At 38.7% G+C, this 16,081-nt stretch carries 14 protein-coding genes; 11 read left to right on the forward strand and 3 right to left on the reverse strand.

Features of this window, described 5'->3' with window-relative positions:
• Positions 1 to 12: 12 nt before the first annotated feature.
• A complete protein-coding gene (locus GMES_RS04945; RefSeq protein WP_006991486.1) occupies positions 13 to 660 on the reverse strand; it encodes a transglutaminase-like cysteine peptidase in 648 nt (215 codons plus the stop codon).
• Between the two features lie 376 nt (positions 661 to 1,036).
• Between GMES_RS04945 and GMES_RS04950 the strand changes: the two genes are divergently transcribed.
• From GMES_RS04950 to GMES_RS04990, 9 genes are all read left to right on the forward strand, one after another.
• Complete coding sequence (locus GMES_RS04950) at positions 1,037 to 2,206, forward strand: glycosyltransferase (protein ID WP_006991488.1); 1,170 nt, start codon at positions 1,037 to 1,039, stop codon at positions 2,204 to 2,206.
• Positions 2,203 to 2,802: a serine O-acetyltransferase gene (locus tag GMES_RS04955; RefSeq protein ID WP_006991489.1), complete on the forward strand. Its 600-nt coding sequence runs from the start codon at positions 2,203 to 2,205 to the stop codon at positions 2,800 to 2,802. Before GMES_RS04950 ends, GMES_RS04955 begins: the two co-directional genes overlap by 4 nt.
• 75 nt (positions 2,803 to 2,877) lie before the next feature.
• Positions 2,878 to 4,116: an O-antigen ligase family protein gene (locus tag GMES_RS04960; RefSeq protein ID WP_226990246.1), complete on the forward strand. Its 1,239-nt coding sequence runs from the start codon at positions 2,878 to 2,880 to the stop codon at positions 4,114 to 4,116.
• Positions 4,117 to 4,211: 95 nt separating this feature from the next.
• Complete coding sequence (locus GMES_RS04965) at positions 4,212 to 5,309, forward strand: glycosyltransferase family 4 protein (RefSeq protein ID WP_039986628.1); 1,098 nt, start codon at positions 4,212 to 4,214, stop codon at positions 5,307 to 5,309.
• A 5-nt stretch (positions 5,310 to 5,314) separates the two neighbouring features.
• A complete protein-coding gene (locus tag GMES_RS04970; protein ID WP_006991492.1) occupies positions 5,315 to 6,454 on the forward strand; it encodes a glycosyltransferase in 1,140 nt (379 codons plus the stop codon).
• 49 nt (positions 6,455 to 6,503) lie between these two features.
• A complete protein-coding gene (locus GMES_RS04975) occupies positions 6,504 to 7,799 on the forward strand; it encodes a lipopolysaccharide biosynthesis protein (protein ID WP_006991493.1) in 1,296 nt (431 codons plus the stop codon).
• 127 nt (positions 7,800 to 7,926) lie between these two features.
• Positions 7,927 to 8,760 (forward strand): glycosyltransferase family protein, encoded by an 834-nt coding sequence (locus tag GMES_RS04980; protein ID WP_006991494.1) that lies wholly within the window; start codon positions 7,927 to 7,929, stop codon positions 8,758 to 8,760.
• Between the two features lie 415 nt (positions 8,761 to 9,175).
• Positions 9,176 to 9,373 carry a DapH/DapD/GlmU-related protein gene (locus GMES_RS22970; protein WP_264367794.1) on the forward strand — a complete coding sequence of 66 codons (198 nt, stop codon included), beginning with the start codon at positions 9,176 to 9,178 and terminating at the stop codon, positions 9,371 to 9,373.
• A 45-nt stretch (positions 9,374 to 9,418) separates the two neighbouring features.
• The gene (locus GMES_RS04990; RefSeq protein ID WP_006991496.1) at positions 9,419 to 10,135 is read left to right on the forward strand and encodes a sulfotransferase family 2 domain-containing protein; all 717 of its coding nucleotides are present in this window, start codon (positions 9,419 to 9,421) and stop codon (positions 10,133 to 10,135) included.
• Positions 10,136 to 10,409: 274 nt separating this feature from the next.
• Here the strand turns inward: GMES_RS04990 and GMES_RS04995 are convergent, their stop codons facing one another.
• Positions 10,410 to 11,444: an acyltransferase family protein gene (locus GMES_RS04995; protein ID WP_006991497.1), complete on the reverse strand. Its 1,035-nt coding sequence runs from the start codon at positions 11,442 to 11,444 to the stop codon at positions 10,410 to 10,412.
• A gap of 277 nt (positions 11,445 to 11,721) precedes the next feature.
• Entirely contained in the window at positions 11,722 to 14,190 is a 2,469-nt protein-coding gene (locus GMES_RS05000) for a right-handed parallel beta-helix repeat-containing protein (protein ID WP_006991498.1), read from the reverse strand.
• 754 nt (positions 14,191 to 14,944) lie between these two features.
• Here GMES_RS05000 and GMES_RS05005 point away from each other — a divergent pair.
• Together GMES_RS05005 and GMES_RS22770 are read left to right on the forward strand one after the other, a co-directional pair.
• Entirely contained in the window at positions 14,945 to 15,811 is an 867-nt protein-coding gene (locus tag GMES_RS05005; RefSeq protein ID WP_006991499.1) for a glycosyltransferase family 2 protein, read from the forward strand.
• A 26-nt stretch (positions 15,812 to 15,837) separates the two neighbouring features.
• Positions 15,838 to 16,081 (forward strand): hypothetical protein (locus tag GMES_RS22770; RefSeq protein WP_226990247.1); only part of this gene is annotated, 244 nt, incomplete at its 3' end.

The following is a 16,081-nucleotide window of genomic DNA, read 5'->3' on the forward strand; positions in this document are numbered from 1 at the left end:
CCTCAAGCATCATTAATCGCCTAATTGCATTCGTTTGTTTAAATCGTTCCATAAATTATTATTACCCCCTTGTTGTACTTTCTGGCCTCGGCCTTGTTCTTTAGCCAACCATAAGCCGTCACCGTTAAAACTGTATACGGGCAATAAATCTCGACGGCGTGAAGCGGGTAAAATGCGTCTATTGATATTGTCGAGTACCAAAGGCACTGAATTAGATTGTTCGTAATAGGCAAGCACCATGTGGGCTTGGCGCAAACGGGTTGCGGTAACATACATCAAGCGTAATTTTTCGGCGGGTACGCCCAATTCTTTTAAACTGAAATATTTAGCAATCACGAAGTCTTCGCAATCACCGCCCTCAGTGGCTAAAAATTCTACCGGGGTGGCCCAATAATCATCTTTACCCCAATGGTCTATGTCATCCACAAACTCAAGCTCATTAAAGAAGTTATTTACCCGATATAACTTTTCATCTATCGGTAAATCAAGGTTTTCACTGAGTAGCGTTTGCCAATCTCTCACGCGTTCTAAGGCATCATCGTCATACTGGCTGCGAATTTTATTATATAGCGCGTCATTGAATACAATGTTGCTATCCGCTACCGCGCGCAACATGAATAAAACAAACACTATTGAAAGAAAAAAACACAAAAGACGCATTAGAAAATAAAAATCCTTTACCTATTTTTGGCCAGCGAAAGAGTTTTCCGCTGGTGTGTTGCGACTATCGCTCAACGAGACAATGGCTAGCAACTCGTGTCATAATAACTAAATGCGCGCACATTATAATAAATCTGAGTATAAGAATGCCCATGGCGCAAGCAAAAGGAATAGTACGTTAACCCACTGAACATTGGCAAAGCATTCTTAATTAACGCTGAAGTGTAATCTTGGTATTATGCTTGCTACTTGCTATATGTGCTATATCAGAGCTATGGGCTCTATCAGCAGGGTGAATAAATGCGTTGTAAGCGCCAATGAACATTGCTGCACTTAAGCAATATGGATTTTGATTTAATTTACAGAAGTAGCATTGATGTTAAATTACTACAATAAGTCTATCGCCTTCGTGATCAATTCATTAGAAGGGGGCGGAGCAGAGCGGGTTATATGTAACCTTATGCACACCATGCAAGACAGTTTTACTGCCAATGGTTGTAAGGTTTACTTGATGCTGCTCGATGATTTGCCCGAAGAGCAACAGTGCCCAGATTATGTAACTAAAATCACCCTTGATGCCAATGGCAAACTTATTTCCAGTTATTACCAACTAAGCCAGTGGGTTAAAACCAATAAACCTGATTTATTGGTCAGTTTTTTAACGCGCAGTAATCTGGTTACTACGGTCATAGGCAATCAGCAAAATATTCCCACTGTGATCAGTGAAAGAGTGAATACTAGTAGCCATTTTGCGACATCTCGCACGGGTTTTATCAGCAAATTCTTAATTAAGTTACTCTATCCTAAAGCGACATGCGTAGTGCCTGTGTCACAAGGGGTGATGCAAGATTTGGTAGATAATTACAATGTACCAGAGTCGAAATGCACTGTGATGTACAATGCCTATGATCAAAATACTTTGTTTGAAAAATCTCAAGCGCCTACAAATGATTTACCTAAAAAACCGTATATAATCGGTATTGGGCGATTAGTCCCTAACAAAAACTTTTCCTTGTTGATAAAAGCGTTTGCGAAAAGCACAAGCTCCCGTGATTTGGTTATTTTGGGCCAAGGCCCTGAATTAACAGATCTTAAAACACTGGCAAAAGAGCTGGGCATTGAAACCAAAGTGCATCTACTTGGTTTTCGTGAAAACCCGTATCCTTATCTTGCTAATGCTGATTATTTAGTCTCGGCATCGAACGCAGAGGGATTCCCAAATGGTATTGCTGAAGCTATGTGTTTAGGCAAACCAGTGGTCGCAACAAACTGCCAATCTGGCCCTGCAGAAATACTCACAGGTGACAACAATACACAAACGGATAGTTTTTTAACTGCAGAGCACGGCATTTTATGTAGAGTGAATGATTTTGATGCACTTAAAGGTGCAATTAATGAAATGGAATTAGCTGATAACCTTCAACGGTACGAGGCTAAAAGTTACCGTAGAGCTGCATCTTTTTCGTATGCATCTATGCAACAAGCCTTTGAACATATTGTAAAAAATGCCCTAAATAATTCTGAAATTAAAAAGAAACTAAAATGATAAAATCGAAATCTGACTACTTGTATTACCTAGAGCAAGATAAAAAAGCCCTCAATATTAAGAATGGTCTCAAAGATTGGTTGACTCATGACATTTGGCACTTCCAAAAGGCCCTTAGAAAGCTGGAGTACTATAAAAATACTTCTTCGAACATTCTTAGAAAAAGTTATGCTCTTTATTTGCAATTCAGAGTTAGAAAGTTAGGCAGAAACCTTGGTTTTTCTATTCCCGCAAATGTATTTGGTCCAGGTTTAGCGATTGCACACGCTGGTACTATTGTAATAAATGGAAGGTGCAAGATAGGAGCCAATTGTAGGATTCATGTTTGTGTAAATATCGGAGTTGGGGTATCTAAAGGTAGTAGGCCCCCGGTTATTGGGAACGACACGTATATAGGGCCAGGCGCTAAAATATATGGTGAAATTACTATTGGTGATAATGTTGCTATTGGTGCCAATGCAGTGGTAAACAAATCTTTCGATAGCAATATTTCCATCGCTGGCATACCTGGGAAAGTCATAGCTGATAAAGGTCCATTAGACTTCAGGAAAAACCCGCTGTTGGCTGCAGTTGATGATTTGAAAAGTGAATATTAAAAAATACAGCGAGATAACGTAAACATGTTTGAGCTAGTTAAAGTAACAATGGCAATTATCTGTACTGTCCTTGTTTTGAAAACATGCAAAAAAATAGCGAATAAATATTTATTGTTTGTTGTTGTCGCCCTTTGGCTAAGATTTACCTTATCGGCATTTCATCAAATTACTTATGATCCTATTATTGCTGGTTTTTCACTGAATGCATTGGGTTCTATTTCCGTGGTATTACTCGGTATATTGGTGTTACCTAATTTAACTTTTCGCTTACGTCAATATTTAGTGTTCTATGCTTTTTTCTCCATTATTATTGTCAGCGGTCTCGTTAATAGTGAAATTAAAGGCTTAATCAATGTGTTAGTGAAATGGGGCTACTTCTTTGTACTCAGTGCCGCTATTTTTATGTCTTTAAGATTGCAATCAAACAAAATAGTGTTCAAAGCCCTATTGGTACCATTTTTATTGCCTGTTTCATTGCAGGTGTTATCTGTATTTTTAGGGGAAGTAAAAGCTACTGAAAACGATGGCTCGGCTAGTTACATAGGCGGCTACAATCATGAGGCTGCGTTTTCAATGATCATCGTAGGCTTTATTCTCGTTATGGGCTGGTTAGAACGAAAAACAATTCGCTTTCACGCACCGTTGTTCTTTGGTGCCTTATTTATGTTGCTTCTAGTAAATTACCGTACAGCAATGTTAGCAGTGCTACCTGTGATGTTGATTTTTATATTAACTATGCTTAGCGAGCGGTTTGAGTCTAAGTACAAATTGCCAATTCTGGTGTTTGCTTCTATTCCAATCGTAATGCTAGGGCTTATATTGTCTTCAAGTTTAGCTGAACGGTTTAGTGACATATCAATTGTTATTAATAATATAGATGGTTTGATTAAAGCCCCTGTGTATTTCACCGAGGCTGAAAAGGATATCTTTTCAGCCAGAGTATACTTGTGGAGTCAATATTTGACAGCGTTTTTCAGTGCTGATTTTCTACATCGCATGGTGGGCATGGGGCCAGAGCATTGGGATGGGCTATTTAGTCACTATGCCCATAATGCTTATGTTTCTTATATTTATGAGTATGGCTATTTAGGGATTACAGCCTTCCTGAGCGTTAACATTTATTTACTCAAGCAGGCTTTAAAAAATCGGTCAAAAGTATTGGGGCAGAAATTATTTTTTTCCGTACTGGGGTTGATGGTGATGAGCCTTTCCACTATGCCATTGTGGAATATCGAAGGTTTAATTTGTTACGCCTTGATTGCAGGGACTATTTTTGCCAAAGGCCAGCCCCCCCTAACTCGAGAGGTTGCATAACTGAAAAACTCGATAACAAAATGAATAGTTATGATTGTTTCAAATAGCGTAAGAGTTAGGAACGTAAAAGCACAATTTTGAAGGGTAAAAACAGTATGAAAATATGCGCTATTGGTTTACGAGGAATTCCCGATGTAATGGGAGGGATAGAGTCACACTGCCAGCAGCTCTACCCTAGGCTGGTGGCCCAGGGCACTGAGGTGACCGTTTTGGCTCGCTCGCCGTACGTGCAAAAAACGGCGTATGAATTTCAAGGAGTAAAGGTTTTGCCTGTTTGGGCTATGCGCCATAAATTCCTAGAAACGTTCTTGCATACATTTGTCGCTATATTTTACGCCCGCTTGTTTGTGCACCCAGATGTTATTCATTTACACGCTATCGGCCCTGCGTTATTTACTCCGTTAGCGCGTTTGTTAGGCATGAATGTGGTAGTTACGCACCATGGCGCCGATTACGATCGTCAGAAATGGAATGCATTAGCAAAAGGCCTATTAAAATGCGGTGAATGGATGGCGGTCAAATTTGCCAATAAAGTATTGGTGGTAGGTAAATCATTAACAGACAGGTTACAGCAAGAAAACCCGAAGCAAGCCCACAAGATTGACTTTGTACCTAACGGTGCAATCGCTGATTTTGATAGCAACGTGACTCTCAGTGATTTACAAGCCACTGGACTTGCGATAGAAGAACAGAGTTATATTGTTACAGTAGGGCGGTTAGTGCCTGAAAAGGGCTTTCACGATCTTGTTCAAGCCTATTTAATGACCGATATCCCACAGAAATTGGTAATAGTCGGCAGCACAGATCACCAAGACGACTATTCACGTGACTTACTCAGTAATACATCAGAGCGAATAATCTTTGCCGGTCGAAGAGAAGGCGCCCAGTTAAAAGCCCTATATAAATATGCCAAGCTATTTGTATTGCCTTCGTATCATGAAGGATTGCCTATTGTTGCCCTTGAAGCAATAAGTGCCGATACCCCTGTATTGCTCAGTGACATTCTGCCGAACCTCGACATTGAATTAGATGTCGAGAATTATTTTAAAGTAGGTGACCACGAGGATTTAGCTAAAAAGATGGCTTCTAATATACCCAAAGCGTCTAAAAATGACATTTTAACTAAATATAATTGGGAGCAAATCGCCACAAATACCAATGCAATGCTAAATCAAGTGGTAAAAAAGTCATGAGCTCAATGTCAAAAGTAAGCATGTCTGAACCAAGTAAGCCCATTAAAATTGCGGTTATTCATCCTGAATGTGGGGTTAGCTGGAATGGCGGTTCGCAAATCAGTGCATATGAAATGGCGGAACACCTGGCTGTTCACTATGATGTCGAATTGCTATGCGGAGAGAAAGTTGGCACCGTGAGCGTTGTACTGCCATGTGTGCCGAGGGGGCGTTCGGCTAATTGGCTTGCAACTACTTATATTGGCGGGCTATTTCGAAAGGCATTTGGTTACCCAGGCATGGTCATCGAAGCGGCTACGAGCTTTTTTCCTTACCTGTTTTATCTGCTGAAAATGAAGCCAGATATAGTTTACCCCAATAATGATTACGGTGGGCTTGCAATCGCTTGGGTGTTGAAGCGTTTGGTCGGTAGTAAGATTTTGTATACCGAACGGGCAGGGTTACTCAGTGACGGCCACGTACTAAAACGCAATATGAAGTTTAAGCCCGATCACCTGGTGGTATTCAATCAAGATACAGTAGATACCGTTGAGCAATGGTATCCAGGGCAATCTGTTAGTGCTATTCCAAATGGTGTCGATTTAAGTCGTTTCTCAACCTCAGGTGATACATTTGATTTTGACCTCAAAGGTAAACTTGTGTTGTGTGTGGGTACTCTAAATCGCAAAAATCATAAACGCATGGAGCTTGTGATCAAAGCGATGGCACAAGTCGCAGAGGCAAGCTTGATACTGTGTGGTGATGGGGTAGATAAAGACTATTACATCGCCCTAGGGGAGGAGTTATTAGGCAAGGAGCGCTTTAAGCAAATGTCGTTAACCTTTGACGAAATGCCCAAACTTTACCGCAGTGTTGACGTATTCACTTTGCCCTCGGCGAATGAGCCTTTCGGCCGGGTCTACCTCGAAGCCCTCGCCAGTGGAACACCAGTTGTTGCCCCTGATGACTCCATGCGTCGAACTATTATCGGCGATGCCGGTATTGTGTGTGACGTTGAAAACAGTGCTCAATATGCAAAGGCGCTCTCGTTGGCGTTAGATTCTGACTGGCAGAACAAAACAGTAGAACAAGCCGGTAAATTTAGTTGGGCGGCTGTAGCGTTGAAGTATAAAAAAGTAATCGAAGAAATGTTAAAGTATAAATAGTACCTTCGGTGTATAAATAAACCATATATTAGTAGTTGATGGAAAGTAAATGAATAAAAAGTGGTTTGGGCTAGAAAGGATTTTACTACTTTCCAACGATAGCTTTATAAAGAACATCTTTGTTTTAATAACGGGAACGGCATCCGTGCAAGTTCTTAATTTTGCATTGACCCCCTTAATTACTAGATTATACAGCGCTGAGGAATTTGGCGCACTTGGCTTGTTCAGTTCCATTTTAAGCTTGTTAATTGTGATTTCGGCACTTAGTTACCCAATTGCCATTGTTTTTGTAAAAGAAGAACAAAAATATAAAAGATTGGTCTCTATATCATTAAAGTTAATGTTAATAACAGGAGCGGCTTTATTCCTCCTTTCACTGTTATCATTAAATTTATTCGTATTTTCTTTTAATGATATTTTGTGGTATCTATTTTTAGGTTTCTTTCCTGCGAGTATCACAGCAATATACTCCCAAATCTTACTCAGAAATAAAAAGTTTAAAACTATAGCTTATATAGGTTTTTCTTCAGCTATTGCTGTTGCTACAACTAAAATAATTTCAGGCCTTTACTACCCATCATCTACTTCTTTGATTTTGTCTGCGATTTTAGGTTTTTTAGTAAGTCTAACCGCTATGCACTTCGTTATTTTTGGAAAATCGATTAAATTTGAGATCCCAGTTTTTAACATAAGAGAAAGATTGTTAATGCGAGAACTGCAGCAGTTTCCGCTTTATCGACTGCCTCACTCTTTCAATGCCGCACTTTCGCAAATCGTGCCTGTGACACTACTGACGAGCTATTTTGGTTTGAAAGCCGCTGGTTACTTTGTTTTAACTAGGTCTGTATTAATGGTCCCAGTTACGTTACTAGGTAAAGCTGTTTATGACGTTGCCTACCCTAAAATAAGCGCTGATTTTGGTAATAAACCGATAACAAAATTTTTAATCTATTCAACATGTGGTTTATTGGGTATCTCCCTCATACCATTACTTATTCTTTTATTTTGGGGACAGGAGCTATTTTCTTTGATTTTTGGACATGATTGGTCCAGAGCTGGATTATATGCTAGTTGCATGTCATTTTGGTTTGTATTTAATGTTTCTAATAGGCCAAGTGTGGCGGCCGTCTCTTTTTTGGGACTAGACAAACTACTTCTAATTAATGGAGTAATAAGCCTTTCACTAAGTACATTGGGTTTTCTAGTTGCTTATTACGTTTGGGGTACGGACACCGCCGCAATTTCCGCCTTTTTCTTGTGCGCGATCTTTTTGCAAGTTTTTTTAATATCTAACGTCCTAATAGCCTCTGGAAAATCAGATAAGAGTTTGTCTACGATTAATTAGGAGTGTAGTTATCCCATAAGTAAATTATCTTTTCAATAATTTGGTAAATGGAAATCCGGTGAGGTGAGAATTAGCTAGCATACCAAAACTATAGTGAATCATATTTTATATATTTTGGAGTAAAAACATGAAAATATCTATTTTAGTTGTTTTATATTCGTGTGAAGCTAAGAATTCACAAACAATCAATACGCTTATCTCCTCTGGTGGGGCAAGAAATAACGTTCAATTAATAATATGGAATAATGGACCGGAATTATTAGAAGACACAAATTTAGAGGTATTGAGAAATGAAGGGTTCGAAGCGGTAAAAATTATCGAAACCACTAACAATATCGCCTTATCAAAAATTTATAATGACTTTATTAAAAAGTGGCCCTCTTCGCGCTACATTATGCTAGATCATGATTCTACACTGAATAAGCAATATGTTGATTTAGCTTTGGAAGACGAAAGTATAGAAATAGGTGTGCCTCTTATCACAGTTGACGGTGAGGTGAAAAGTCCATCTATGGATATACGAAAAGGCCACGAGGACGGTCCATACAATCATAAGGACAGAATTGTTGGTATAGGCAGCGGTATAGTGCTGAGTGAAAGTGCGATTCTAATGTTGAAAAATAGATATACTCATGTTTTCGACGAACGATTTTACTTGTACGCGGTTGATACTACTTTTTTCTTCCGAGTGCGCGATGCAGGTTTAAATGAAAAGTTGAAACTAATCCACGGTTTTGAACATTCATTATCTCGATTAGAAGTTGAGTCAAATGAAAAAGCAATGTTTAGGAAAATAGAGCGAAGCTGCGCGATTGGCTTATGTACTCGATTTTATTTTTTACACTGCAAAACTTTGTTTTTAAAAATCATCGCAAAAAAAATATTAGGGAGAGATACTTTTTTAGTAAAAACTATTATATCTTCCATATTTTCCGGTCGCCATTATAGGAGTTCTAAATGATTCTCGATACAATTTTTGAATTTTGTCGATTTTAAATAGAATTATGTGAGGTGATAATTAAATGTTGAAATTTTTATATGAAACTAAATTGAAGTTAGAATCAAAATTTTACTACTATCTATATCGCAAGAGTATCTTGGAATCCAATGGTATTAGTTTCGGCTCTGGTTTTAGAGTCAAGGAGTTCGGCAACTTGGGGTCATCTTTAAAGATAAGGTTCCAGGGGAAGAATAGAATCGGAAGATTTTCTACTATTCAGGGGGCTGGTGATATAAGTTTCGGGTTAAATAGCTTTTGTAATGATTTTTGTGTTTTTGGAGTGAATGAAAAAATCACTATAGGAAATAATGTTATGATAGCTGATGCAGTCTCCATTCGGGACACGGATCATAAGCATGACAAAATTGGTGTACCAATGATAGAGCAGGGTATAGTTACAGCTCCGGTTATTATTAAAGATAATGTGTGGATAGGTTATGGCGTGACTATCCTAAAAGGAGTTGAAATAGGAGAAGGTTCAATTGTCGCTGCTGGTTCCGTGGTAACTAAAAATATCCCTCCTTATTCAATTGCTGGTGGGATCCCGTCGAAAGTAATAAAAATGAGAAAGTGAAATTTTCTTGTATTATTTTTTACTAATATTTAGGAGAGTCGCTAAGTGAAAATCGATGTTAAAGGTGCGGTGAAAAAAATAACCTTCTGGGATTTTTTTCTTCTCTATGGCGTCAAACGAAAAATTAGAGAAAGAGGGATAGTGTATCGTAATAAAACACTTTTCACCGATTATAATTCTAAAGTTTTATTCATACATATACCTAAGGCGGCAGGTATGTCTATAGTTGATTCATTATACGGTATTGAAAAATCTCATCATGCGACTGCGTTGGATTATTTTAATGAGGACCGAAAAAAGTTTGAATCATGCTTTTCTTTTGCAATAACGAGAAACCCTTATTTGAGACTTTATTCGGCCTTTAACTATTTGAAAAGTGGTGGGATGAATATTGTAGATATTGCTTGGTATGAGCTTTATCTCAGTAAATACAAAAACTTTGAACAATTTATTCTGGATGGCGGTCTTGAACTGGCTATTAGTAAAAATGCCGAACACTTTATTCCTCAATATAAATTTCTATTCGACAATAGTAATGAATTATTATGTGATTATGTAGGTAAGATTGAAAATATAGAAGATGTTGAATCCAGAGTTTCGAAAGAAATTAATCGGAATATAGTGTTTAGTAAGAAGAACGTAGTGAACAAAAATCCTATGAGTATAGATAGTGTCTATACACATAAGATGTTGGAGGTCGTAAATAAACTCTATGAGAAGGATTTTACTATGTTGGATTATGAATATGGTTGCTTTAATTAGATTAGTTTTTTGTTGTTAATTTTCTATTCCTACCTTGGTTAAATTTTCATTAGGGCGATACAGAGCTTGCAACCCCTAAATAGCCGCCTTCTTGGTGAAATACGGAAAATGACTGCGGGAAGTACTGCGAGTGCTCTGAGTGTTTCAACGATATTGTTCTAGTCTCGCGAGCGCAATTTACTGAAAGCGGGCGGGTAGATAATATTATATCTTTCTAAGACCCAGTTGGCAGTATTAACAAGGGCATCATTTTCAAAGAATCTATATCAAATTCTCACAGCACTTTAATATTTTTTTCCTCAGGACTTTGGTTTTTCGATGAAACGAAACGCTTTCCTAAGAACAGCGTTTTTCCATAATTGCTTTTATTAATGATGAGCTCAGAAATAATAGGGCCTGATATCCCACCTAACAGCGAAATCAAAATCAATGGTGTGAGGCTCTCAATACCCAGTTTTAAAAGTACAATGCGGCATCCCGCTGTGAAAAATACGTGATAGATGTAAATCGAGTAAGAAAACTTTCCTATGAAGGCGAGTGGCGCACTCTTCCAACCGAAAGAAAGAAAACTTAAACAGGCCGCAACCCCTACGATGAGCACTAATGCATCACGATCGTATTTCGACACACGAAAATTGGGTGAGACTGACAATAAGGCAATAGCTACCACAACCAGTAACGCTAGACCTAACATAGGTTTAGGATAAATATTAAAGCGTTTCACATACATACCAGCAAGGAAAAATGGTAATAGGTATAGCGCCCCCGATAAAGCAAAATATCGACTATTTATAGGCGATAGAAAAAGAGCTATGGCCAACAATGCAACCACGCTTGCCGAGTTTCTGGTGGCAAATAAATTACATTTCTCTAAAACGACTATGGCTAAAAATATTAGAAACAGGGCTTCAACGAACCAAAAATGTGCAACGGGAATAATGTGCAGAGTTAGCCAATTATTCACCTCACTGTTTGAGCCTGGCGTTATGCTCTGAATAATAGCGAAAAGCGTACCTGCTACCAGCATAGGTAGAAGCAAACGTCGGGCTTTACCTTTGATAAATGTAACGCTTCCACTTGTGAAAGGGCGTAAAGCATACACATAACCCGATAGGAAGGTAAAAAGTGGCATACGAATGTAAGCGAGTAGGTCATTAAAATCCCTTAATAACCCTTCTTGAATTTTAAGCCCTGAATCGGAACCGTTGCCAATTATGTGGTAGAAGACAAGAAATAAACAGGCCAAGCCGCGTAAGGTATCAATTCGTAGGTCTTTATTCTTGCTTAAGCTTAAGGTTGCATTATTCATTTTTGCTCACATCATTTATGTTGGGCAGGGGGCTAGCTATCCGCAAAGTAAGTTAATACTGATTTGTTACGAATAAACGACACTTTAAATCAATATTGATACGTTTTGTTGTTTTCAGTGTTTAAATTGATATTTTTAATGAGACTCTATTCTAGAGAAAAGCTTAAGCAAGACCTATTCCATAAAGTAGCGGTCATTGCACTAATAGCCGTAAAATGATACCACGTTTAACATGCAAATGACGTCGTAAACCTACTGTTATGCAAATGAGCTTATCTTATTGTGCTTCTGATATACCAATGTTTATTTGTTCACCGTTTTCGATGGCCGAACTACTTTCTTCATACGTTTTATAGAAAGAGATATTCGAATAGGTTACAGATGACTCTTTGTTTCTGTCATTATCAAGCGCAAAAACGATATAGCTAATACTGCCCGATAAATATTCCCCTATAGGTATTGTTAGTGTCATCGTGGAATCTGCATTGATACTGTAATCACGGCTTCCCCAATTTTGAGTGCCGGAAAATTGGAAAGTGCGCTCGGCAGATAATCCGTTATCGGTTTCCAATGCGATGCCCACAATTTCGGGCGAGCCTTGGTTAGTGATAGTGACTGTCATCATTGAGTCAGGTGTTAAGGTGTAATCAAAGGGTATTTTTTTCCATGTATTCCCCGTCAGACTTAGTGATTTTTCGTCTTCACTAACAGTCATTGTCCCATATTTGTCTTGATTGGAAAATGAGCTAATTTCGTTTTCAATAAAGGTCACCTCTTGAGTGTGCTCTTCAGCACCACTCAAGGCTTGGGCTGAATTAACAGTATAAGTTTGAGAGAAGTTTGGAATTAACATTTCGTTACTCATAGTAAGCCCATAAGCCTTTTTAGATTCAAGTGTTGCTACAATTTGACTGACAATTGAAGCATCTGCAGCGTCTGGGTGTAAAAATTGAATTCCTTCTGTAGCATCGAAATTAGGACGTGCTGCTGACAGGTTATAAATAAGGTTATTCATAAATGTCGATTCAGGGTATTTTTGCGGATCATAGATACCAAGACCAACTAAGTTGTTGTAGTAACGAGAAATAATAATGTTATTACGTGCATTAACCCAAAGTGTACTGTCATTGTTAACGCGTGATGCGGTAATTCCGTTGCGGTTGGTCACGACTAAATTTTCAAATACATTGGTCAGTCCTGCAGGCTTACTCATTATCCCACCCATTTTAATCGCCGCCCATTCTTTGCCACGCTCATCCCCTAAGTCATGAATGTAATTATGGAACACATAGCTGGGGCCAATCATATTCGGCGCGGTACTAATACCAGCGTAGCCTTGAGTCATCTCATTGTTGTAAACCAACACATTGGCTTGGCCCCCGTCAATTTCAATTAGGTCATCATTCGCATAGGCTAGGTAATTGTTGTATATCGCGGAGTCGCGTACAAAAGCGCCAGTTCGCTCAAAATTCATCCGCCCTTCAATAACATCATTAAAACGATGCTCAGGGGCGCCATAAAAACGGTTATTACGCACGATATATTGCCCTCGATAGGCTTCGGTATCATGCTTGCCCCATATTTGAAATGCATTGGGACCATTTGGGTGGCCATACTCCCAACTGTTGGCTTTGCCGTTAGGCGAGTGAACCTCACAGTCTTCGATTACCACGACACCACTGCGTTCTAAATAAATACCTGAATCATAATTTATGGGGGAGGTGCTCTGTGCGCTCGAATACGCTTTACCATTTCGGATATCACTAGGCAAACGGCCATAATTAGAAATATTGCAGCCTTTGATCCATGTGTGGTGTCCCTTGTAGCCGTGAATTCCATAACGCTCACCACCTTTAGTCGTAACGTTCTCAAGCATCACATAATTCTGATTACCCATGGAAACAGCTGAAAGATCGCCGTCGTTTGCTTCAACCGTGACTCCGTCACCTATTACTTTTGCCCAGCCAGTTTCGCTACCTTCAATCCCCAGTGCTTCCAGATCCAGCTGGCCGCCTTGATAGATGTCACTTAAATAATAAATTTTATCAGGATCAATAGGGGGGGATTCGGCGCGGGTGGTAAAGGTATATTCGTCTTCAGATAAAAGCTCATTGTTCTCGCTTAATGAGACTTTAACTGTGTACTGGGAATCAGGTTTTAAATAGACTATAGAGCCCGATAGGGCACCTTGGATTGGCTCCCATTGCAGTGCTAAGCCTTCTTGCCATTGTGCGTCACTTTGCGCTTTAAACCATATTGCCGCCGATGAATCTTCATTTTGGTTATACAAGGTTATACTGGCAGACTCCATTAAGGGGACTATTCGATAATCTAAGTCGCCTGCAGCTGTAGCGGGGAAAATTAGCGCTGGATCAAAACCCGCTCTTAAACTCGCAGTTTTAATAATTTCATTATCTATATCATTACTTAACGCTAGTTTTTCAGCTAAACGATAACCATCGATAGGATACAATGTCAGTGCAACGTATATGTATTCGCTTTGGAGTTCCCTGCGCTTCTCAATGAATTCGATGATGCTTTGTTGAATATTTTCATTCTTGCTCATTGTTATGAGCAAGTTTGCTGCTAAAGCGGGATAGGTCTTTAAGGCTTTTTGCGTACTCTTTGGAAGCGTTTCATTTGTGCTTTGAGCGCTAAACATCGAGATAACCTGAGTTTCAGTGAAAAGTTGCTCAGCTTTTATCTCTTTAATGAGAGTGGTTGCTGGTTGTGTTACCGGTTGCATCTGAGGGGCGTGAAAAACGGAACAGCCCGATATTCCCACTGTAAGAAAGATGATTATTAAACAGTTAGTTAAAGAGATATTGTTAGATCCGAAATGGTTATACATAACTACTCCTAAGGATTGCGTTAATTGACAGCCTAGCTGCATTTGTAAACTGTTTATTGACTATTACAGGATAGCGGGAGGTAAAATTATTATACTTCACGTGAAGGCTTGATCAAGCCACAGTACTAGATTAACAGGTATGTTTATTCAACGCATTTTAAGCTACTACATACCTTTCCATCATATGAGCTCGAGGGAATACCTTAAGCAATAAGACTGAAAATGAGCAACTCACTTTATTTTACGTGTTTGTCATTGATTTGATACATAAAAAGACAATCGTTGAAAAGGGGCAAGCATAATGAGGTTTAAAAATACATATGTATCATTAGCTTGTATTAATTGACTGCCTATCAGTACTTATCGAGGTATTTAAAATCACCATGTTTTCGGTAATAAAAAATACCTCTGTGTCGGCATTTAACTGTTACTGGATAGTCTTTAATCTATTTTTAACGGCAACAACTATTTTTTAGTTAATATAGTCTATATAGTGTTCAAGTTTACGTTAACGACATTGAGCCTTCGCATTTTTTACAAGTTATTCTCTGAGAATAACAGCGTCGACCTTGTGTGAATTGTTCAATGATGAATTAGCAAATGATTAGAGCTCTATAATTACCCAACTTAAAGACATGAAATTTATGTTATGAATAGTCTAAGACCTTCCGTTGTCATAATTACGCATGAGAGGCCGGATTATCTTAAATCGGCTTTGCAAAGTGTACTTGCTCAAACTGTTCAGCCCTTCGAAATCATTATTGTTAACGACTGTTCCGAAACTGATTATCAGCCGGTAATGGCCGAATTTTCAGAATATGATATAGACTATGTTCGTTTGAACTCCAAGAGTGGAGCAAACACGGCGCGTAATGTGGGGGTTGCGAAGGCGACTGGCGATGTTGTTTGTTTTTTAGACGATGATGATGTTTGGTTAGAAAACTTTTTAGAAGTCCATGAAAGCGTTTACCGAGGTGATAGCGAGGTTGAAGCTATTATTTGTGGTCATCGGATAATGGGCTCTGCTAGCAAAGTAAACATAAATTCTGCTACTCGCGTTACAGCACAAGCGTTACGTTATGGAAATCGCTTTTCTGGGATGAGTGGTTTCAGTGCTAAACGCTCAATTTTGCTTAAAAACCTTTTTGATACAGAACTAAAAAATGGTCAAGACTGGGATTTATTCGTACGGTTAGTTCAAGCGAATACTCAGTTTATCAACCTACCTCGTGTTTTGTTTTTATATAGAAAAGGTACTCCCAATGGGATCACTGAAGAAGTAAAAAAAATGTCTGCATCCAACGTCAATGCTAGGTTGAGGTCTGCACATAAACACAGAAAATGGCTCGGAGAAAAGCTTTACAAAAGACGTATGGCAGAGCAAATTTTGAGCTATCTTCCCAACAAAAGTAAAAAATTTACTTGGATCCAGAAATCAATAGAGTTGGCAGGAGTTAAGGCGACGATCCAAACTTTAGCCAGTAAAGTTTTTCATCGACTTCAACAGTATTTTTGATTTATTTTCCTTTGGGAAGCGTTTAAATGGGAAGCATTAAAAAAAATATTCAGGAAAACACTTTAAGGTTCTTAAAACGTTACCCTAGAGTCGCGTTTATTCATGTTCCTAAATGCGCAGGAGTCTCTGTTTACAGCTCGATTTATTCCTCTCTGTACCCAGCTTTATTTAAGGCAACACCGTTGACAGAATATATTAGTTTAGCCGCAAGTAAGAAAAGTGCAGAGTTGTTGAATATAGATATGATGCTTGCTCGAGAGGTAATGTTAG

Source organism: Paraglaciecola mesophila KMM 241, from assembly GCF_000315015.1.
Classification (GTDB): domain Bacteria; phylum Pseudomonadota; class Gammaproteobacteria; order Enterobacterales; family Alteromonadaceae; genus Paraglaciecola; species Paraglaciecola mesophila.